Consider the following 19255-nt stretch of genomic DNA (forward strand, 5'->3'; position numbering starts at 1 on the left):
TCCAGTCGTGGGTGCGGGTGGTCCGGCGGGGTCCCGGCGAGGAGAGTGGGGTCTTGACGGGCCTGAATCCCGAGTGAAGACTCCTTCAACAGTTCGTTGAATCTGTCAGCGGCCGAAAGTCCGAAGTGAGGAGCACGGGTGTCCGGTGCGGACGTGAAGCTGGTACTGCGCTCGACGCGTGTCGCCACCCCGGACGGGACGCGCCCCGCAGCGGTCGCGGTCGCGGGCGGGAGAATCGGTGCCGTCCTGCCGTACGGCACCGAGGTGCCGCCCGGCGCCCGGCTGGAGGACTTCGGTGACGACGTCCTGCTGCCCGGACTCGTCGACACCCATGTCCATGTGAACGACCCCGGCCGCACCGCGTGGGAAGGCTTCCGCACCGCCACCCGCGCCGCGGCGGCGGGCGGCATCACGACCCTGCTCGACATGCCGCTCAACTCCCTCCCGCCGACCACCACCGTCCCGCATCTGCGCACCAAGCAGCAGGTGGCAGCCCCCAAGGCGCACATCGATACCGGATTCTGGGGCGGGGCGGTCCCGTCCAACACCCAGGACCTGCGTCCGCTGCACGAGGCCGGGGTCTTCGGTTTCAAGTGCTTCCTGTCGCCCTCCGGTGTCGACGAGTTCCCGGAACTCGACCAGGAGCAGCTGGCCCGGTCCATGGCCGAGATCGCCGGCTTCGGCGGGCTGCTGATCGTGCATGCCGAGGACCCGCGCCACCTGGCCTCCGCCCCCCAGCGCCGCGGGCCCGCGTACGCCGACTTCCTCGCCTCCCGGCCCCGGGACGCCGAGAACACCGCGATCGAGGGACTCCTCGCGCACGCCAGGCGGCTGAACGCCCGGATCCATGTGCTGCACCTGTCCTCCGGCGACGCGCTGCCGATGATCGCCGCGGCCAGGCGTGAGGGTGTACGGGTCACCGTCGAGTCCTGCCCGCACTTCCTCACCCTCACCGCCGAGGAAGTCCCGGACGGGGCCACGGAGTTCAAGTGCTGCCCGCCGATCCGGGAGGCCGCCAACCAGGACGCGCTGTGGGACGGCCTGGCCGACGGGACGATCGGCTGCATCGTCTCCGACCACTCGCCGTGCACCGCCGACCTCAAGACGCCGGACTTCGCCACCGCCTGGGGCGGCATCTCCTCCCTCCAGTTGGGCCTGCCCGTCATCTGGACCGAGGCCCGCAAGCGCGGCCATTCACTCGACGACGTCGTCCGCTGGATGTCGGCCGCCCCCGCCGAACTGGCCGGGCTGGCCCGCAAGGGGGCCATCGAGGCCGGCCGCGACGCCGACTTCGCCGTCCTCGCCCCCGACGAGACCTTCACCGTCGACCCCGCCGGACTCTTCCACCGCAACCAGGTCACCGCCTACGCCGGCAAGACCCTGCACGGCGTCGTGAAGTCGACCTGGCTCCGCGGGCGGCGGATCGCGGCGGACGGCACCGTCGGCGAACCCACCGGCCGCCTCCTCGAAAGGAACCACTGACCATGACGGCGACAGCCCGCTTCACCGGCGACGCGAATCCGTACGGCGGCGGCGACCCGTACGCGGACTACCGCACCGCCGATCTCCCCTTCACCGACCTCGTCGACCTCGCCGACCGGCGCCTCGGCGCGGGGGTGATCGCCGCCAACGACGAGTTCTTCGCCGAGCGCGAGAACCTGCTGAATCCGGAACCCGCCGAGTTCGACCCCGAGCGCTTCGGCCACAAGGGCAAGATCATGGACGGCTGGGAGACCCGGCGCCGCCGCGGTGCGGTCGCCGACCGGCCGCACCCGGCGGACGAGGACCACGACTGGGCGCTGGTACGCCTCGGCGCACCCGGAGTCGTACGCGGCATCGTCGTCGACACCGCGCACTTCCGCGGCAACTACCCGCAGGCGGTCTCCGTCGAGGCGGCCTGCGTCCCCGGCTCCCCGTCGCCCGAGGAGCTCCTCGCGCCCGGGGTGAAGTGGACGACGCTGGTACCGCGTACGGCCGTCGGCGGACACGCGGCCAACGGATTCGTCGTCGCGGCCGGGCATCGCGTCACCCATCTGCGGGTCAACCAGCACCCCGACGGCGGGATAGCCCGGCTCCGGGTGCACGGCGAGGTCGCCCCCGACCCGGTCTGGCTGGCCGCGCTCGGCACCTTCGATCTGGTCGCGCTGGAGAACGGCGGCACGGTCGAGGACGCCTCCGACCGCTTCTACTCCCCGGCCGTCCACACCATCCAGCCGGGCAGGTCCCGCAAGATGGACGACGGCTGGGAGACCCGGCGCCGGCGCGACAGGGGAAACGACTGGATCCGCTACCGGCTGGTCGAACAGGCGGAGATCCGGGCCGTCGAGATCGACACCGCGTATCTGAAGGGCAACTCGGCGGGCTGGGCGAGCCTTTCCGCCCGCGACGGGGACGGCGGCGACTGGACCGAAGTACTGCCCCGGACCCGGCTGCAGCCCGACACCAACCACCGCTTCGTCCTGCCGGACGCGGTGCGGGCCACGCACGTCCGGATCGACATCTTCCCGGACGGCGGCATCTCCCGGCTGCGGCTGTTCGGGTCACCGACCGAGGAGGGGACCGCGCGACTGGCCGCGCGCCACCGCGAGCTGGGCGGATAGCTTCCCCGCCCGCCCGCGTGCCGGACGGGCCGGTGCCCGACCCGTCCGGCATCGTCCGGGTGTGCCCGATGAGTCCGTGTCCGGGGCTTGTGCGACCCTGGACGCATGATCTTCATCGCCGTCAAATTCACCGTTCGCAGTGGCGAGCGTGACAACTGGCTGCCGGCCGTCGAGCCCTTCACGCTCGCGACCCGGAAGGAGCCGGGCAACGTGTTCTTCGAGTGGTCGTACAGCGTCGAGAACCCCGACGAGTTCGTCCTGCTGGAGGCCTTCGCCTCCCCCGAGGCCGGCGAGGCCCATGTGAAGTCGGAGCACTTCGCGGCGGCGATGGACCTGATGGCGGATCTCGTCGCCGAGACCCCGCAGATCATCAACGTCGAGGTGCCGGGCGAGGGCTGGTCCCGGATGGCGGAGGTCACCCCGCGCTCGCGGTGACGCGCCCCGCCGATGTGCCCGCGCATGCCCGCGCGGGCACATCGGCGCGACGGCCCTCTCAGAACTCCTCGTGGACCTCGGGATCGCCGCCGAACCGCCGCTGCGGCCCGGCCGAGATGCGGGCCGGCCCGTCCGGCGTCAGTCCGAACCCGAACAGGTCGAGGTTCTCGTGCTGCCGTCCCGGATCGGCCGACTTCGGGATCGGTACGGCACCGAGCTGGGTGTGCCGGCGCGGCACGGCCTGCCCGGCGTCACACCGTGCGCCTCCGCAATGGCGACCAGCTCCGGGTCGGCCGGCACTTTCCGGCCCCGGGCGAGCGGGCTCCAGCTCTCCGTGACGATGCCCTTGGCGGCGTGCACGGAGCGCAGTTCTTCCTGCGGGGGCGCGGATGCGTCTCGATCTGGTTGACGGCGGGCAGCACCCCCGTCTCCCGCTCCAGCCGGTCGGTCTGGGCCGCGGTGAAATCGGAGACGCCGATCGCACGCACGAGACCGTCCTCGCGGAGCCGGACCAGCGCCTTCCAGGTGCCGACGTACAGATCGAGCCGGGGCAACGGCCAGTGGATGAGGTACAGGTCCACGTACTCCAGCCCGAGATTGCGCCGGCGGACCGGCACGGGGCGCCGTCCGGCGCTTGCCGCTGCGACGCCGTCCGGGAAGCCCCTCGCCGGGCCGGCCCGGTTCGGCCCGGTTCGGCCCGGTTCGGCCCGGTGCGGGCCGGTCCGAAGCCGTTGGGCGGGCCGTTCGCGGAGCAGGATCAGGCCGTGTGGCCGCCGTCCACCGCCAACTCCGCACCCGTGATGAACGCCGCCTCGCCACTCGCCAGGTAGGCGATCAGGGAGGCCACTTCCTCCGGCGTGCCGAACCGGTCCAGCGCGGTCGCGGAGCGCTGTCCGGCGGCGAACGGGCCGTCGGCCGGGTTGAGGTCCGTGTCGACGGGGCCGGGCTGGACCAGGTTGACCGTGATGCCGCGCGGGCCGAGCTCGCGTGCGAGCGCCTTGGTGAGGCCCGACAGCGCCGATTTGCTCATCGTGTAGAGAGTGGAGCCGGGGCCGCCCGCGTGACGGCTCAGCGCCGTGCCGAGCGAGATGATGCGGCCACCGTGCCCCATCAGCTCCGCCGCCGCGCGGCAGGCCAGGAAGACCGCCCGCACGTTGATCGCGAGCACCCGGTCGGCATCGTCCGGGGTGAGGGTCCCGATGGGGCCGAGGACGCCGATGCCGGCGTTGTTGACCAGGACATCGAGCCGGCCGAGCGCGTCCGCGGCACGGTGCACGGCCGCCGGGGCGGCGTCCGGGTCCGCCGAGTCGGCGCGCAGGGCGATGCCGCGACGGCCGTACGACCGGATCTCCTGGACGACCGTGCGGGCGCCGTCCTCGTCCCGCACGTACGTCAGCGCCACATCGGCGCCGTCCCGGGCCAGCCGCAGGGCGGTCGCCGCACCGATGCCCCGGCTGCCGCCGGTGACGAGGGCGGTCCTGGCCGTGCCGGGGGCCGTGGTCGTGCTGTTCGTGGTCATGGAGGGTCTCCTGGTCCGTGGTTCCGGTCGGGCGTGTCCGGGGACGTGGCGCCAGGTCCTGCGACGCCCGGGTCCTCCGGCACGGACAAGGAAAGATCTTCCGAGCGGCGGAAACCGGCGGGAATCGGACGCCTAATCCGGTGCGGTCGCGAGCGGGGTCCCGCCGGGTCGGCCGAAGCGATCCGGACGGCGGCGACGGCGGCTCGGGCGGAGGGGTTCGGCGGGTGGCCGATTCCACCGGTGGGTGAACGGCACAGCAGCCGCCGCGGGTGCCGACCGGTACTTTGATCGTTCCGCGTGTGAGCCGTCGAGGTCTCCACAGCGTGTCCGCAACGGTTCCCCCCGCCTGCCGTGGGGAACCCGCCGTGGAGAACCAGGAGAACTCCTCGATCGCCGTGCCCGCCCTCGCCCCGCCCCGCCGGGCCCGGCTCACCGATCTGCCCGTGCTGCTCGTGGCCGTCGTCTGGGGTTCCAGCTACCTCGCGGCCAAGGGCATCACCACCGCGCAGACCGTCGTCGCCGTCCTCGTGCTGCGCTTCGCCGTGGTGCTGCCCGTGCTGGTGGTGGCCGGCCGGCCGGCGCAGGCTGCGGGCGCTCAGCCTGCTCCTCGGTACGGAACCGCTGTGGGCCGCCGCCGTGGGCATCGCCATCGGCGGTGAGCGACTCGGCGTCCTCGGCGCGATGGGTGCCCTGCTGGTGCTCGCCGGTACCGGCTGGGGCCGGCGGGCGGTGGCTCCGGCTACTCCTTGAGCCGGTCGGCGGCGACCATCACCGCCACCCCCGTCACGACCAACACGATGTCGACGAAGATCGCGTGCGGGGCGATGAAGTCCAGCCGTCGCACCACCGTCCAGAACCGGAACCACCCTGTCCATTCGTGGAGGAGTCCGGCGACCCCCTGGGCGAAGACGAGGAAACCGGCCGACTCGCAGAGTTTCTTCATGGCGAGAGCCTCGCGGGCGCCGTCCCATCACCGCGTCGGCCGCCGGACTGCGGGGCTCGGCCGAAAGTCTCGCGTCGCGCGACTTTGGTCGCTCGCCGCGCCCGGACGGTCGGGTCACCTGCCTGACCTGGGTAGTTTTGTCGTATGACGCGTACGGAGTACCGCTGGCTGCTGCCCTCGGCGATGGCCGACCCCGAGCTGCCCGGCGACCAGGGCGGCCGCGCGCGACGCACCGTGCGGGACTGGGTCGTCGACCTCACCGCCTTCCTCTGCGCGGCCGGAATCGGCCTGCTCACCGCGGCGGCGATCGACGCGGGCCACACCGCACCCGAAGGCGTCGTCTTCATCGACTGCCTGGTGGGCGCCGCGGCCTGCTGCGCCCTGTGGGTGCGGCGGCGCTGGCCGGTCGGTGTCGCGGTGGGCCTGACCCTGCTCGCCACCGTCGAGCCGGTCGCCGCCGGAGCCGTGCTCGTGGCCCTGTTCAGCGTGGCCGTGCACCGCCCGTTCCGGCCGGTGGCGGCCATCGGCGTGCTCGCCCTGCTCGTCGCGCCGGTGCAGCCGTATCTGCGCCCCGACCCGAACACCTCGTTCGTCGGGTCGACGGTCATCGGCGTGCTGCTGTCCCTGCTGGTGCTCAGCTGGGGCATGGTCGTACGGTCCAGGCGCCAGCTCGTCGTCACCCTGCGCGAGCGGGCCCGCCGGGCCGAGACCGAGGCGGAGCTCCGGGCCGAGCAGGCCCAGCGGCTGGCCCGCGAGGCCATCGCCAGGGAGATGCACGACGTGCTGGCCCACCGGCTGACCCTTCTCAGCGTCCACGCGGGCGCCCTCGAATTCCGTCCCGACGCACCCCCGGCCGAAGTGGCGCGCGCCGCCGGGGTCATCCGGGACAGCGCACACGAGGCGCTCCAGGACCTCCGCGAGATCATCGGAGTCCTGCGCAGCCCGAGCGAGAGCGACGGCAACCGGCCGCAGCCCACTCTGGCCACCCTGGACTCGTTGATCGCGGAGTCCCGGCTGGCCGGTATGGACGTCGCTCTCGACTACCGCATCGCCGACCCCGCTACGGCGCCCGCGGCCACCGGCCGGACGGTCTACCGCATCGCGCAGGAGGGCCTGACCAACGCCCGCAAACACGCACCCGGCGCCGGGGTCTCGGTCACGGTCGCCGGCGGACCGGGCGACGGCCTCACCATCGAGGTGCTCAATCCGGCACCGACCGCACCGTTCGAGCAGGTCCCCGGCTCGGGCCAGGGGCTCATCGGCCTCACCGAGCGCGCCACTCTGGCGGGCGGCCGCCTCGACCACGGAGCGGAACCGGGTGGCGGTTTCGGTATCCGGGCCTGGCTGCCGTGGCCGCTCTGACCGCCATGGACGGCCGAGGCCGCGAGGCCCGCCACGGACCTGCGGCCCGTCCTGCCACGGCCGCTGTGTCGGCCGTGCCCGCCGAGGCCGGCGGGCGTTGACGGGCGGATGCGACGGTCTCCGGCGCGCCGGGTCTCCGGCCCTGGCTACGGTTGTCGTCATGACCACCCCGACCGCCATGGATCCCGTGGCGCAGCCCGTCCGGCTGCTCATCGTCGACGACGACCCGCTCGTACGGGCCGGACTCGCGCTCATGCTCGGCGGCGCAGACGACATCGACATCGTGGGGGAGGGGGCCGACGGCACCGAGGTGGCGGAACTCGTCGACCGGCTCCGCCCGGATGTCGTGCTGATGGACATCCGGATGCCGGCCATGGACGGGCTGACCGCGACCGAGGCCCTGCGTACCCGCCCCCACGCTCCGGAGGTCATCGTCCTGACGACCTTCCACGCCGACGAGCAGGTGCTGCGGGCCATCCGCGCCGGAGCGGCCGGATTTGTCCTGAAGGACACCCCTCCGGCGCAGATCGTCGACTCGGTGCGGCGGGTGGCGGCCGGCGATCCGGTGCTGTCGCCGGCGGTGACCCGCCGGCTCATGGCCCGCGCCGCCGGGACCCGGCCGGGGAGCGGCCACGACGACCGGGCCGGCCGGGCACGGCGGCGGATCGCCGCACTGGCCGAGCGGGAACGCGAGGTCGCCGTTGCCGTGGCCCATGGCTGTTCCAACGCCGAGATCGCCGCGGCGCTCCATTTCAGTGTGGCGACCGTGAAGACGCACGTGTCCCGGATCCTGGCCAGGTTCGACTTCAACAACCGTGTCCAGATCGCGCTGTTGGTGCACGACGCGGGCCTGCTCGACGACGACGCTCCGGAAACCGGCGGCATAGGCTGAGCCGGTCGATCCGAGACGATCGAGCCGTTCAGACCGGGAGGGGCGATCCCATGTCCGATGCCAGTGGCTGTGCCGATGTCGATCTGCGTGGAGTCAAGGACTTCACCGCGGATCCCTATCCGTACTACGCGAAGCTGCGGGCCGCGGGCCCCGTGCACACCGTCCGCACCGACGACATCGAGCGGGCCTGGCTCGTGGTGGGGTACGACGAGGCCCGCGCGGCCCTCGCCGATCAGCGGCTCGGCAAGGACTGGCGCGGGCTGCCCGGCGCGCCCGTCGAGAGCTCCCCGATCTTCGCCAACATGCTGGAGCTCGACGCGCCGCACCACACCCGGCTGCGCAAACTCGTCGCCCGGGAGTTCACCGCCCGCCGGGTCGAGGCCCTGCGTCCGCGCGTCCAGCAGATCACCGACGAACTCCTCGACGCGATGGTGCCGTCGGGGCATGCCGATCTCGTCGACGCGCTGGCCTTCCCCCTGCCCATGACCGTCATCTGCGAACTGATCGGTGTGCCGGACCTGGACCGTGAGCTGTTCCGCCGGCTGTCGAACGGCGTCATCTATCCGGCCACGCCGCAGGAGGAGGCCGAGACGGTGGCCGCCATGGGGCGGTATCTCGGCGAGCTCATCGAGGACAAACGGTGCTCACCGGGTGACGACCTGATGAGCGCGCTGGTCAGGGCGCGGGACGAGGAGGGGGACGGCCTGTCGCCCGACGAACTCGTGGGCATGGCGTTCCTGCTGCTCGTCGCGGGCCACGAGACCACGGTCAACCTGATCTCCAACGGGGTACGCGCGCTGCTCGGACACCCGGACCAACTGGCCGCTCTCCGCGCCGACCCCGGCCTGATGGACGGCGCCGTCGAGGAGATGCTGCGCTACGAGGGCCCGGTGGAGACCGCCACGTTCCGCTTCCCCCGCGAGCAGATCGAGATCGGGGGCCGGGTCATCCCGGCGGGCGAGCCGGTCCTGGTCTCCCTGGCGGGTGCCGACCACGACCACGGCCGCTACCCTCGGCCGGACACCTTCGACATCCGCCGCGACACCCAAGGGCACCTGGCCTTCGGCCACGGCAGCCACTTCTGCATGGGTGCCCCGCTGGCCCGGATGGAGGGCCGGATCGCGATCCGTACACTGCTGGAGCGGTGCCCCGGCCTCGTACTGGACGCGGACGAGGGCGAGTTCGACTGGATCCCCGGGCTGCTGATCCGGGGGGTGCGCCGACTGCCCGTCCGCTGGTGAGGTAAGAACCTCTGTCATGACCGGACTTGACTTGCAGATGGCACAGAAGGTTCTCGACAGCCAGCCGTTCAGCGGCCTCGTCGGGGCGCGGATCACCGCCTTCGGGGACGGCGCGGCCACCCTCGAAGTGGACATCCGGCAGGAACTCCAGCAGCAGAACGGTTTTCTGCACGGTGGAGTCCTGGCCTACGCCGCCGACAACTCGATCACCTTCGCCGCCGGGACGACGCTCGGCCCCGCCGTGCTGACCGGCGGCTTCTCCATCCAGTACGTGCGGCCCGCCACCGGCAGCACACTCGTCGCCCGCGCCGAGGTCGTGCACACCGGCCGCCGCCAGGCCGTGGTCCGCTGCGAGCTGTTCGCCGCGGGAGGCGACGGGGCCGAGACGCTCTGCGCGGTCGCGCAGGGCACCGTACTGTCCGCCACATCGCCCTCCTGAGCCGTCCGGGGCTCGCCGCCGGTCAGGAGGCGGGGCGGGCCGGTTCCACCGGACGGGCGGCGCCCGCGGCGATCTCCGCGATCTCCACGGGGCGCCGCTCCCGGCGGGACACCTCGCACGCCTCCGCGACCAGCAGCGCGTACCACGCCTCCCGGCCGTCGCACGGATTGGGCAGCTCGCCCCGCACCACCCGTACGAACGCGTCCAGTTCCGCCTCGTACGCCGGGGCGAACCGTTCCAGGAAGCCCGGCCAGGGGCTGCGCGGTGCGGCGGGGCCCCGCGGCTCGGCCGAGGTGACCGGCGTACGGTCGTCCAGGCCGACCGTGACCTGGCCGAGCTCGCCCGCCAGTTCCATCCGCACGTCGTAACCGGCGCCGTTGCAGCGGGTGGCCGTCGCCGTGGCCAGGGTGCCGTCGTCGAGGGTCAGCAGGGCCGCCGCCGTGTCGACGTCGCCGGCCGCCCGGAACATCTCGGGCCCGGCGTCCGATCCGGTGGCGTACACCTCGGTCACCTCGCGGCCCGTCACCCATCGCAGCATGTCGAAGTCATGGACCAGGCAGTCCCGGTACAGCCCCCCGGAGAGCGGCAGGTACGCGGCGGGCGGCGGCGCCGGGTCCATCGTCATCGCCCGCACGGTGTGCAGCCGGCCCAGCACCCCCGCCCGCACGGCGGCGCGCGCCGCCCCGTACCCGGCGTCGAACCTGCGCATGAAGCCCAGCTGGAGGACGCTTCCGGCCTCCTCGACCTCGCGCAGCGCGCTGAGTGTCCCCGGCAGGTCCAGGGCGATCGGCTTCTCGCAGAACGCGGGCAGTCCCGCCCGCGCGGCCTGCCCGATCAGCTCCGCGTGCGCCGACGTGGCCGAGGCGATCACCACGGCGTCCACCCCCGAGCCGAACACCTCGGCGGCGCTGTCCGCGGCCGTCGCGCCGATGCGGCCGGCGACCCCGGCCGCCCGCGCCCGGTCGGTGTCCGCCACCACCAGCACGTCCACCTCGGGATGGCGGGCCAGCACGGCCGCGTGGAAGGAACCGATCCGGCCGGTGCCGATGAGTCCGATGCGCATGGACCCAACGTGCCGCCCCCCGGCTGCGCTGTCAACCATATGTCCTGACAAGGTGCGGCTTGTTCGATGTTCATACTGTCCGGACAACAGAACGACCTGACTACCGGAGTTTCTGACCCGGGGGTTACCCTCCACGCGTGCCCAAACCCACCACCGACCCCGTCGCACTCGAACTCGGTGTGGACCGCACCAGCCCGGTTCCCCTGTACTACCAGCTGGCCCAGCAACTGGAAGCGGCCATCGAGCAGGGCCGACTCGCCCCCGGCAGCCTCCTCGGCAACGAGATCGAACTCGCGGCCCGGCTCGGCCTGTCCCGGCCCACCGTCCGCCAGGCCATCCAGTCACTGGTCGACAAGGGCCTGATGGTCCGCCGCCGCGGCGTCGGCACCCAGATCGTGCACAGCCGGGTCCGGCGCCCGCTCGAACTGAGCAGTCTGTACGACGACCTGGAGGCGGCGGGCGGGCACCCCGCGACCCGCGTGCTGCGCAACACCGTCGAGCCCGCCGGTGCCGAGGCCGCCGGCGCCCTCGGCATCGCGGAGGGCACCGACGTCCATCTCGTCGAGCGGCTGCGGTACGCGTACGACGAGCCGCTGGCGCTGCTGCGCAACCAGCTGCCCCTCGGGACCGTCGACCTGGACACCGGCCGGCTGGAGACCACCGGCCTGTACCGGATGATGCGCGGCTGCGGCATCACCCTGCACAGCGCCCGCCAGACCGTCGGAGCGCGGCTCGCCACCGCCGCGGAGGCGGCCGTACTCGCCGAGACGGAAGGGGCCGCCCTGCTGACGATGGAGCGCACCGCCTTCGACGACACCGGGCGCGCGGTCGAGTTCGGCTCCCACATCTACCGGGCCTCGCGCTACTCCTTCGATTTCCAGCTGCTCGTGCGGTGACGACGGCCACCCGGCCCCGTTGACGTCTCGTGCGCCCGCCGCTACAACTCCTCCAGTCGCACTCGGGCGGCCGGGAGGGAAGGCGGACCCACGGATGCGTACCCCGCGCACGGCAGTGCCCCGGATCGCCACGGCCGCCATCGGCGGCGGAGAACCGGTGCCCATGGGCCCGGCGGCCACCGCCGCCGCCGACGTACCGCGGCTGGAGGAATACACCGCGCGCGGCACCCGGGGACCGTCGCGCGCACCGCCGGGGGCTCCCGGCGCCCGCGGAGGTGTGCCGCCCCTGCCGGGCGGCGCCGTCGGCGACTCGGGGATACTTGGCCAGCCGGGCCGGGGACGAATCGTCCCCGGCCCCACCAAAGAGCACAGCGAGCAGCACAAGAAGGGCACGGCGTCGTGGCAAGGGTTCGGACAGGGGTACGTGCGATGGGCGCCGTGCTTGCGGCGGTGCTGGGGGTCTCCCTCGTGGGATGCAGCAGCACCGGCGGCAAGCGGGCGGAGGAGCGCGCGGCTCGGGCTGCCGCCGAGGGCCGGGCCGCGGTGGACACGCCCCGGTGGACCTTCGCCATGGTCACCCACTCGGGCGACGGCGACACCTTCTGGGACATCGTCCAGCGGGGCGCCGAGCAGGCGGCCGTCAAGGACAACATCAAGTTCCTGTACTCGCACAACGACGAGGCGCAGCAGCAGGCCCAGCTCGTCCAGGCCGCCATCGACCAGAAGGTCGACGGGCTGATCGTCACGCTCGCCAAGCCCGACGCGATGAAGGACGTCGTCGCCAAGGCCACCAAGGCCGGCATCCCGGTGATCACGGTGAACTCGGGCTCCGCGGAGTCCAAGCAGTTCGGCGCGCTCACCCACATCGGCCAGGACGAGTCCATCGCGGGCGAGGCGGTCGGCGACGAGCTCAACGCGCGCGGTCGCAAGAAGGCTCTGTGCATCCTGCACGAGCAGGGCAACGTCGGCCACGAGCAGCGCTGCGCCGGAGCGAAGAAGGCGTTCGACGGGCAGATGCAGAACCTGTACGTCGAGGGCACCAACATGCCCGACGTCCAGGCGTCGATCGAGGCCAAGCTCCAGGCCGACAAGAGCATCGACGCGGTCGTCACCCTCGGGGCGCCGTTCGCGGACGCCGCCGTCAAAGCGAAGAAGACCGCGGGCAGCAAGGCCGAGATCGACACCTTCGACCTGAACGCCAAGGTCGCCACCGCCCTCCAGGACAAGAGCCTCGGCTTCGCCGTCGACCAGCAGCCCTACCTCCAGGGGTACGAGGCCGTCGACCTGCTCTGGCTCTACCGGTACAACCGCAACGTCCTCGGCGGCGGGCGCCCGGTCCTCACCGGCCCGCAGATCATCACCTCGAAGGACGCCGCCGAGCTGGCGGAGTACACGAAGCGGGGGACCCGATGAGCACCGTCACGGGCCCACCCGCCCCGGCCGCGGCCGACGAGCGGCTGCTGCGCACCTCACCGCTGCGCAGACTGCTCGGCCGCCCCGAGCTCGGCTCGGTGGTCGGCGCCGCGGCCGTCTTCATCTTCTTCTCGATCGTCGCCGACAGCTTCCTGCGCGCCTCCAGCCTCGGCACGGTGCTCTACGCGGCCTCCACCATCGGGATCATGGCCGCGCCGGTGGCGCTGCTGATGATCGGCGGCGAGTTCGACCTCTCCGCCGGTGTGCTCGTCACCAGCTCCGCGCTGGTCTCGTCGATGTCCAGCTACCAGATGACGGCCAACGTCTGGGTCGGGGTCTTCGTGTCGCTGCTGGTCACGCTGGCCATCGGGGCGTTCAACGGCTTCATGCTGACCCGGACGAAACTGCCGAGCTTCATCATCACGCTCGGCACGTTCCTGATGCTGACCGGCCTCAATCTGGGCTTCACCAAGCTGATCAGCGGGACGGTGTCGACGAAGTCCATCGGCGACATGGAGGGCTTCGACTCGGCCCGGCAGGTCTTCGCCTCGCAGTGGACCATCGGCGGCGTCGAGTTCAAGGTCACCATCCTGTGGTGGGCCGTGCTCGTGGCGATCGCCACCTGGATCCTGCTGCGCACCCGCTTCGGCAACTGGATCTTCGCGGTCGGCGGCGAGGCCGACGCGGCCCGTGCGGTCGGCGTCCCGGTGATCCGCACCAAGATCGGGCTCTACCTCGGGGTCGCCTTCGCCGCCTGGGTCTCCGGGCAGCACCTGCTGTTCTCGTACGACGTGGTGCAGTCCGGCGAGGGCGTCGGCAACGAGCTGATCTACATCATCGCGGCCGTCATCGGCGGCTGCCTGATCACCGGCGGCTACGGCTCCGCGATCGGCTCGGCGGTCGGTGCCTTCATCTTCGGCATGACCAGCAAGGGCATCGTGTACGCGGAGTGGAACCCGGACTGGTTCAAGTTCTTCCTCGGAGCCATGCTGCTCCTGGCCACCCTGCTCAACGCATGGGTACGCAAGCGCGCGGAGGCGACGACATGACGGCCCCCCAGGCACCGGCCGGCCGGGAGACGACCCCCCGGGCGCTCGTCGAGCTCGACCACGTCAGCAAGTTCTACGGCAACATCAAGGCACTCCAGGACGTCTCGCTGGAGGTCCACGCCGGGGAGATCTCCTGTGTCCTCGGCGACAACGGCGCCGGCAAGTCCACCCTGATCAAGATCATCGCGGGGCTGCACCGGCACGACGCGGGAAGCTTCCTCATCGACGGCGAGGAGACCGCCCTCGCCAACCCGCGCGACGCCCTCGACCGGGGTATCGCCACGGTCTACCAGGACCTTGCCGTTGTCCCCCTCATGCCGGTCTGGCGGAACTTCTTCCTCGGCTCCGAGCCGACCACCGGCGCGGGCCCCTTCAAGCGTCTCGACGTGCGGCTGATGCGCGAGACGACCCGCTCCGAGCTGCTGCGCATGGGCATCGACCTGCGCGACGTCGACCAGCCGATCGGTACGCTCTCCGGCGGCGAGCGCCAGTGTGTCGCCATCGCGCGGGCCGTCTACTTCGGCGCCAAGGTCCTCGTCCTGGACGAGCCGACCGCCGCGCTGGGCGTCAAGCAGTCCGGCGTCGTCCTCAAGTACGTCGCGGCCGCCCGCGACGCCGGCCTCGGCGTGGTCCTCATCACGCACAACCCGCACCACGCGTATCTCGTCGGTGACCGGTTCGTCCTGCTCAAGCGGGGCGCCATGTCCGGCAGCCACACCCGGGCGAGCATCACCCTGGACGAGCTGACCCGCCAGATGGCGGGCGGCAGCGAGCTGGAGGAGCTCGGCCACGAGCTGGAGCGGGCCCCGGGCCCGACCCATCTGGGCGGCCGCCCGGTCACCGACGACCCGCGCTGACCACGGGCCCGTGCGGGCCCCTGCCAACGGGTCCGCCGACCGCGGTGTCCCGGCAGTGGCAGAATCGAGCCCGACGGGCACCGTCCGCCGCCGGGAGCACCGCCCCGGTTCCCCCCAGACCCCGCAGGGACGATGAGCACGTACCGCGACTTCACACACCGCGGCTCCGCCCGCGCCACCGTCCTGCGGACGGTGGGCACCCGGGAGCGGCGCTCGCACCTCACGGCGCCGCGGGTACCCACCGTCGGCATCGACATCGGGGGCACGAAGGTGATGGCGGGTGTCGTCGACGCCGACGGCAACATCCTGGAGCAGCTGCGCACCGAGACGCCGGACAAGTCCAAGAGCCCCAAGGTCGTCGAGGACACCATCGTCGAGCTGGTCCTGGACCTCTCCGACCGGCACGACGTGCACGCCGTGGGCATCGGGGCGGCCGGCTGGGTCGACGCGGACCGCTCCAAGGTGCTGTTCGCCCCGCACCTCGCCTGGCGCGACGAACCGCTGCGCGACGCCCTCGCCTCCCGCCTCGTCGTCCCCGTCATGGTCGACAACGACGCCAACACCGCCGCCTGGGCGGAGTGGCGCTTCGGAGCGGGCCGCGGCGAGGACCACCTCGTCATGATCACGCTCGGTACCGGCATCGGCGGCGCGATCCTGGAGGACGGACAGGTCAAGCGCGGCAAGTACGGGGTCGCCGGTGAGTTCGGCCACATGCAGGTGGTGCCCGGCGGGCACCGCTGCCCGTGCGGGAACCGCGGCTGCTGGGAGCAGTACAGCTCCGGCAACGCCCTCGTCCGCGAGGCCAAGGAACTGGCCGCGGCCGACTCCCCGGTGGCCCACGGCATCATCGAGCGCGTCAAGGGGAACATCCCCGACATCACCGGGCCGCTCATCACCGAACTGGCCCGCGAGGGCGACGCGATGTGCGTCGAGCTCCTCCAGGACATCGGCCAGTGGCTCGGCGTCGGCATCGCCAATCTGGCCGCCGCCCTCGACCCCTCCTGCTTCGTCATCGGAGGCGGTGTCAGCGCCGCCGACGACCTGCTGATCGGCCCCGCCAGGGACGCCTTCAAGCGCCACCTCACCGGCCGCGGCTACCGCCCCGAGGCCCGGATCGCGAAGGCGCAGCTCGGCCCGGAGGCCGGTATGGTCGGCGCCGCCGACCTGGCCAGGCTGGTGGCCCGCAGATTCCGCCGTACCAACCGCCGCCGCGTCGAGCGGTACGAGCGGTACGCGCAGATCTACGACCAGGCCGCGAGCACCATCCGTAACACGCGCAACACTCGCACCTCCTAGGGATCCCCACAGACATGACCGCAGCCGAGCACCCCGTCCTGCCGCGCCAGTCCTCGCCGCCCGACGACGACAGGCCGCCGCAGGACCGGCGCCGGATGATCCGCCGCCGCCTGATCACGGCGACCATCATCGTGCTGCTCATCGGCATTCCGGCCGGTTACCTGCTGATCTCCGCGGGCCAGAGCCGCCGCTCCGGCCAGAACAAGGAGTCCAAGGCGTCCGCGCAGGGGCTCCAGGAGGGCTGGCCGTCCCGGCTGCAGCGCCGGATCTTCGAGCTGCCGATGCCCGGCAACGCGCTGGACGTGCAGTACTACGAGACCAACAACTGGAAGGCCAGCCGCCTGTACGTGGAGTTCCGCACCACCTCCGCCGGGCTGGACCGGTTCCTGAGCCGACTGGGCAGCGGCCGGGCCGAGCTGGAGACGGGCAAGGTCAGCATCGGCGCCCGCGACCAGGAGGTCTCGGGCTGGAGCTTCAACCCCGGCGTCGCGTGGGCGGGCACCACGCACACCAACAAGGGTTCGCGGCCCACCCAGGACATCACCGTGAACATGACCGATCCGATGAACCCTGTCGTCTATGTCGTCTCCGCGGCGACCCCCTGACCGGAAGCCTGCGGGCCGCTCACCGACCCGGAGCGAGTGAAGGCGGCGCCGGCCACGGGACCGCGGTGGTGCCGGTGCGTCAGGGGCGGTTGGCCAGGTAGCCGCCCATGGAGGTGAAGTACTCCGTCGCGGGCATCTCCCGGCCGTCCTCGGTGCGTATGCGCGTGATGGCCAGGCCGTGGTTGCGGCCGGTGCGGGCGTCGGCTCCGGCGACGATCACCACGCCGTCGCCCTCGCGGTAGAAGACGCGGCCGGGCGTACCGCCGTAGCGGCTCTGGGACACGACCGCGGCGAGGACCTCCAGGCGCCTGCCCCTGTGGAAGGTGAAGGCGCTGGGGTACGGCTCGGACTGGGCGCGGACCAGGCGTTCGAGGTCTTCCGCCGGCCAGGTCCAGTCGATGCGGATGTCCTCGGTGGACCGCTTGTGGAAGAAGCTGGCCCGGGAGCGGTCCTGCTTGGTGAACTCCGTCTGTCCGGCGGCGATGAGGCCGAGTGCGCCGATGGTGACCGGGGCGATGAGGTCGACGGTCTTGTGGAAGAGGTCGGTGGCGGTGTCCGCCGGCCCGACCGGGACCGCCTCCTGCCGGACGATGTCGCCGGCGTCGAGTTCGTCGTCCATCATGTGCGCGGTGACGCCCACTTCGGGCTCGCCGTTGATCAGGGCCCAGATCAGCGGGGAGAAGCCGGCGTACTTCGGCAGCAGCGAGTCGTGGACGTTCAGCGTGCCGTGGCGCGGGAGGCCGTAGATTCGCGGGGGGATCCATGTCCGCCAGTTGTTGGCCACGATGATGTCCGGGTCCGCCTCCTTGAGGCGCTCGAACAGCTCGTCGTCGTCGGGGCGGTTGCGGATCAGGACCGGTACGCCGTGCTCTTCGGCGAGGTCGGCGACGGAATCACTCCAGATCTTCTCGTACGCGTGCTCGCTCTTGGGGTGCGTCACGACCAGTACCACGTCGTGCTCGGAGTCCAGGAGGGCTTGCAGGGTTCGGTGCCCCCAGGTCTGGTAACCGAACATGACGACCCGCATGGGGTTCCTCCTCAGGGCAGGGACAGACCGACGGCAAGTAAAGCAAGGCTTACCTTAGTTTGCAATAGAGTGGCGTCGAAGCCCGGTTGACGGGGTGTTAATGCCCGGTCTCCCGGTTTGCCCTGTCGACAGCATTGAATGATTAGCTTAGGCTCACCTAAGTTTAGCTGGGCCGCTCCGTCGGCGTACCCGCTCTTCGCACCTTCCCCCACGCCTGACAGGCGGCTTTCCCGCACGATGGGAGTGACATGTCACAGGTTCTTCCTGGCGACGCACCACTGGTCCACGACCTCATTGGCATCGGCTTCGGCCCCTCCAATGTGGCCATGGCGATCGCGCTCAGCGAGCACAACACACACGTCGGCAGGCAGGAGCCGGTCACCGCCCACTTCTTCGAGCAGCAGCCGGGCTTCGGCTGGCACCGGGGCATGCTGATCGACGACGCCACCATGCAGGTGTCCTTCCTCAAGGACTTGGTGACGCTCCGGAATCCGGCCAGCGAGTTCAGCTTCCTCTGCTACCTGCAGAGCAAGGGCCGGCTGATCGACTTCATCAACCACAAGAACCTCTTCCCGCTGCGGGTGGAGTTCCACGACTACTTCGAGTGGGCCGCGGCCAAGGTCGACGACATGGTCTCCTACGGCCACGAGGTCGTCTCCGTCACGCCGTTCGTCCACGACGGTGCGGTGGAGTACCTGGACGTGACCGTCAGGTCGGGAGAGGGCCTCAAGGTCCACCGGGCCCGCAACCTCGTCATAGGCACCGGGCTGCGCCCCGTCGTGCCGGAGGGCGTGGAGCGCGGCGACCGCGTCTGGCACAACTCCGATCTGCTGCGGAAGGTCGGCGGATTGGAGGGCACCTCGCCCTCGCGGTTCATCGTCGTGGGCGCCGGGCAGAGCGCCGCGGAGAACGTCGCCTACCTGCACCGCCGCTTCCCCCGGGCCGAGGTCTGCGCGGTCTTCTCCCGCTACGGCTACAGCCCCGCCGACGACAGCAGCTTCGCCAACCGGATCTTCGACCCCGGGGCGGTCGACGACTACTTCGCCGCGCCCGAGAGCGTCAAGAACCGGTTGATGGACTACCACGGCAACACCAACTACTCCGTGGTGGACATCGACTTGATCGACGACCTGTACCGGCAGATGTACCAGGAGAAGGTCCTCGGCACCGAACGGCTGCGCTTCCTCAACGTGTCCCGGGTCACCGGCGTCGAGGAGAAGCCCGACAGCGTCCGTGCCACCGTGAAGTCCCTCGTCACGGGCGAGGAGACGCACGTGGACGCCGACGTCGTGGTGTTCGCCACCGGCTACAGCCCCGCCGACCCTCTCGGCCTCCTCGGTGAGGTCGCCGACCGCTGCCTGCGCGACGACGAGGGCCGCGTCCGCGTCGAGCGCGACTACCGCGTCGCGACGGACCCGGGCCTGCGCTGCGGAATCTACCTGCAGGGCGGCACGGAGCACACGCACGGCATCACGACGTCCCTGCTGTCCAACACCGCGATACGGGTCGGCGAGATCCTGGACTCGCTGCTCGACCGGGGCGTCAAGTCCACCTCCGACGAGGCCCGGCCGGTCGCCGACGGCACCGGCGGCACCGTCCGCGAGAGGCCCTAATCCGC

The 19255-nt window shown here is 71.7% G+C and carries 18 protein-coding genes and 2 pseudogenes; 15 read left to right on the top strand and 5 right to left on the bottom strand.

Features of this window, described 5'->3' with window-relative positions; translation table 11 throughout:
- Positions 1-138: 138 nt before the first annotated feature.
- The 3 genes from allB to ACFVT1_RS24480 all read left to right on the top strand — a co-directional run bounded on the left by allB (position 139) and on the right by ACFVT1_RS24480 (position 3035).
- Entirely contained in the window at positions 139-1482 is a 1344-nt protein-coding gene (gene allB / locus ACFVT1_RS24470; protein ID WP_389799016.1) for an allantoinase AllB, read from the top strand.
- Positions 1483-1484: 2 nt separating this feature from the next.
- Positions 1485-2600, top strand: coding sequence for an allantoicase (alc, locus tag ACFVT1_RS24475; protein WP_389799019.1), 1116 nt, complete (start codon positions 1485-1487; stop codon positions 2598-2600).
- 105 nt (positions 2601-2705) lie between these two features.
- A complete protein-coding gene (locus ACFVT1_RS24480; RefSeq protein ID WP_389799022.1) occupies positions 2706-3035 on the top strand; it encodes a putative quinol monooxygenase in 330 nt (109 codons plus the stop codon).
- Between the two features lie 58 nt (positions 3036-3093).
- Here the strand turns inward: ACFVT1_RS24480 and ACFVT1_RS24485 are convergent.
- Both ACFVT1_RS24485 and ACFVT1_RS24490 read right to left on the bottom strand, forming a co-directional pair.
- Positions 3094-3640, bottom strand: a pseudogene (locus ACFVT1_RS24485) (aldo/keto reductase); the annotation flags it as partial.
- A 152-nt stretch (positions 3641-3792) separates the two neighbouring features.
- Positions 3793-4554: an SDR family NAD(P)-dependent oxidoreductase gene (locus tag ACFVT1_RS24490; RefSeq protein ID WP_389799025.1), complete on the bottom strand. Its 762-nt coding sequence runs from the start codon at positions 4552-4554 to the stop codon at positions 3793-3795.
- A gap of 365 nt (positions 4555-4919) precedes the next feature.
- On the opposite strand from ACFVT1_RS24490, the pseudogene ACFVT1_RS24495 reads away from it, so the two are divergent.
- Positions 4920-5150: pseudogene (locus ACFVT1_RS24495) on the top strand (EamA family transporter); the annotation flags it as partial.
- 143 nt (positions 5151-5293) lie between these two features.
- Here the strand turns inward: ACFVT1_RS24495 and ACFVT1_RS24500 are convergent.
- The gene (locus ACFVT1_RS24500) at positions 5294-5497 is read right to left on the bottom strand and encodes a hypothetical protein (protein ID WP_389799027.1); all 204 of its coding nucleotides are present in this window, start codon (positions 5495-5497) and stop codon (positions 5294-5296) included.
- Positions 5498-5641: 144 nt separating this feature from the next.
- Between ACFVT1_RS24500 and ACFVT1_RS24505 the strand changes: the two genes are divergently transcribed.
- The 4 genes from ACFVT1_RS24505 (at position 5642) to ACFVT1_RS24520 (ending at position 9431) form a co-directional block, all read left to right on the top strand.
- Positions 5642-6859, top strand: coding sequence for a sensor histidine kinase (locus tag ACFVT1_RS24505; RefSeq protein WP_389799029.1), 1218 nt, complete (start codon positions 5642-5644; stop codon positions 6857-6859).
- A 160-nt stretch (positions 6860-7019) separates the two neighbouring features.
- Positions 7020-7751 carry a response regulator gene (locus ACFVT1_RS24510; RefSeq protein WP_389799031.1) on the top strand — a complete coding sequence of 244 codons (732 nt, stop codon included), beginning with the start codon at positions 7020-7022 and terminating at the stop codon, positions 7749-7751.
- A 50-nt stretch (positions 7752-7801) separates the two neighbouring features.
- The gene (locus ACFVT1_RS24515) at positions 7802-8992 is read left to right on the top strand and encodes a cytochrome P450 (protein ID WP_389799033.1); all 1191 of its coding nucleotides are present in this window, start codon (positions 7802-7804) and stop codon (positions 8990-8992) included.
- Positions 8993-9008: 16 nt separating this feature from the next.
- On the top strand, positions 9009-9431 hold the full coding sequence (locus tag ACFVT1_RS24520) for a PaaI family thioesterase (RefSeq protein WP_389799036.1): 423 nt from the start codon (positions 9009-9011) through the stop codon (positions 9429-9431).
- Positions 9432-9453: 22 nt separating this feature from the next.
- Here ACFVT1_RS24520 and ACFVT1_RS24525 read toward each other — a convergent pair whose 3' ends face one another.
- The gene (locus ACFVT1_RS24525) at positions 9454-10494 is read right to left on the bottom strand and encodes a Gfo/Idh/MocA family oxidoreductase (protein WP_389799038.1); all 1041 of its coding nucleotides are present in this window, start codon (positions 10492-10494) and stop codon (positions 9454-9456) included.
- A gap of 137 nt (positions 10495-10631) precedes the next feature.
- Here ACFVT1_RS24525 and ACFVT1_RS24530 point away from each other — a divergent pair, with 137 nt between their 5' ends.
- From ACFVT1_RS24530 to ACFVT1_RS24555, 6 genes are all read left to right on the top strand, one after another.
- Entirely contained in the window at positions 10632-11390 is a 759-nt protein-coding gene (locus tag ACFVT1_RS24530) for a GntR family transcriptional regulator (RefSeq protein WP_389799041.1), read from the top strand.
- Between the two features lie 429 nt (positions 11391-11819).
- Complete coding sequence (locus ACFVT1_RS24535; protein ID WP_362197330.1) at positions 11820-12803, top strand: sugar ABC transporter substrate-binding protein; 984 nt, start codon at positions 11820-11822, stop codon at positions 12801-12803.
- Complete coding sequence (locus ACFVT1_RS24540; protein ID WP_389799044.1) at positions 12800-13852, top strand: ABC transporter permease; 1053 nt, start codon at positions 12800-12802, stop codon at positions 13850-13852. The genes ACFVT1_RS24535 and ACFVT1_RS24540 overlap by 4 nt, the downstream gene beginning before the upstream one ends.
- On the top strand, positions 13849-14709 hold the full coding sequence (locus tag ACFVT1_RS24545) for an ATP-binding cassette domain-containing protein (RefSeq protein ID WP_389799047.1): 861 nt from the start codon (positions 13849-13851) through the stop codon (positions 14707-14709). Before ACFVT1_RS24540 ends, ACFVT1_RS24545 begins: the two co-directional genes overlap by 4 nt.
- A 132-nt stretch (positions 14710-14841) precedes the next feature.
- Positions 14842-16005: an ROK family glucokinase gene (locus ACFVT1_RS24550; RefSeq protein WP_072486134.1), complete on the top strand. Its 1164-nt coding sequence runs from the start codon at positions 14842-14844 to the stop codon at positions 16003-16005.
- Between the two features lie 14 nt (positions 16006-16019).
- Positions 16020-16610 (top strand): hypothetical protein, encoded by a 591-nt coding sequence (locus ACFVT1_RS24555; RefSeq protein WP_389799051.1) that lies wholly within the window; start codon positions 16020-16022, stop codon positions 16608-16610.
- A 79-nt stretch (positions 16611-16689) separates the two neighbouring features.
- On the opposite strand, the gene ACFVT1_RS24560 is transcribed toward ACFVT1_RS24555, so the two are convergent.
- Positions 16690-17637 (bottom strand): methionyl-tRNA formyltransferase, encoded by a 948-nt coding sequence (locus tag ACFVT1_RS24560; RefSeq protein WP_389799053.1) that lies wholly within the window; start codon positions 17635-17637, stop codon positions 16690-16692.
- Positions 17638-17885: 248 nt separating this feature from the next.
- On the opposite strand from ACFVT1_RS24560, the gene ACFVT1_RS24565 reads away from it, so the two are divergent.
- Complete coding sequence (locus ACFVT1_RS24565; RefSeq protein ID WP_389799055.1) at positions 17886-19250, top strand: lysine N(6)-hydroxylase/L-ornithine N(5)-oxygenase family protein; 1365 nt, start codon at positions 17886-17888, stop codon at positions 19248-19250.
- The last annotated feature ends 5 nt before the right edge of the window (positions 19251-19255 follow it).

The sequence above is a fragment of the Streptomyces sp. NPDC057963 genome, from assembly GCF_042887155.1.
Classification (GTDB): domain Bacteria; phylum Actinomycetota; class Actinomycetes; order Streptomycetales; family Streptomycetaceae; genus Streptomyces.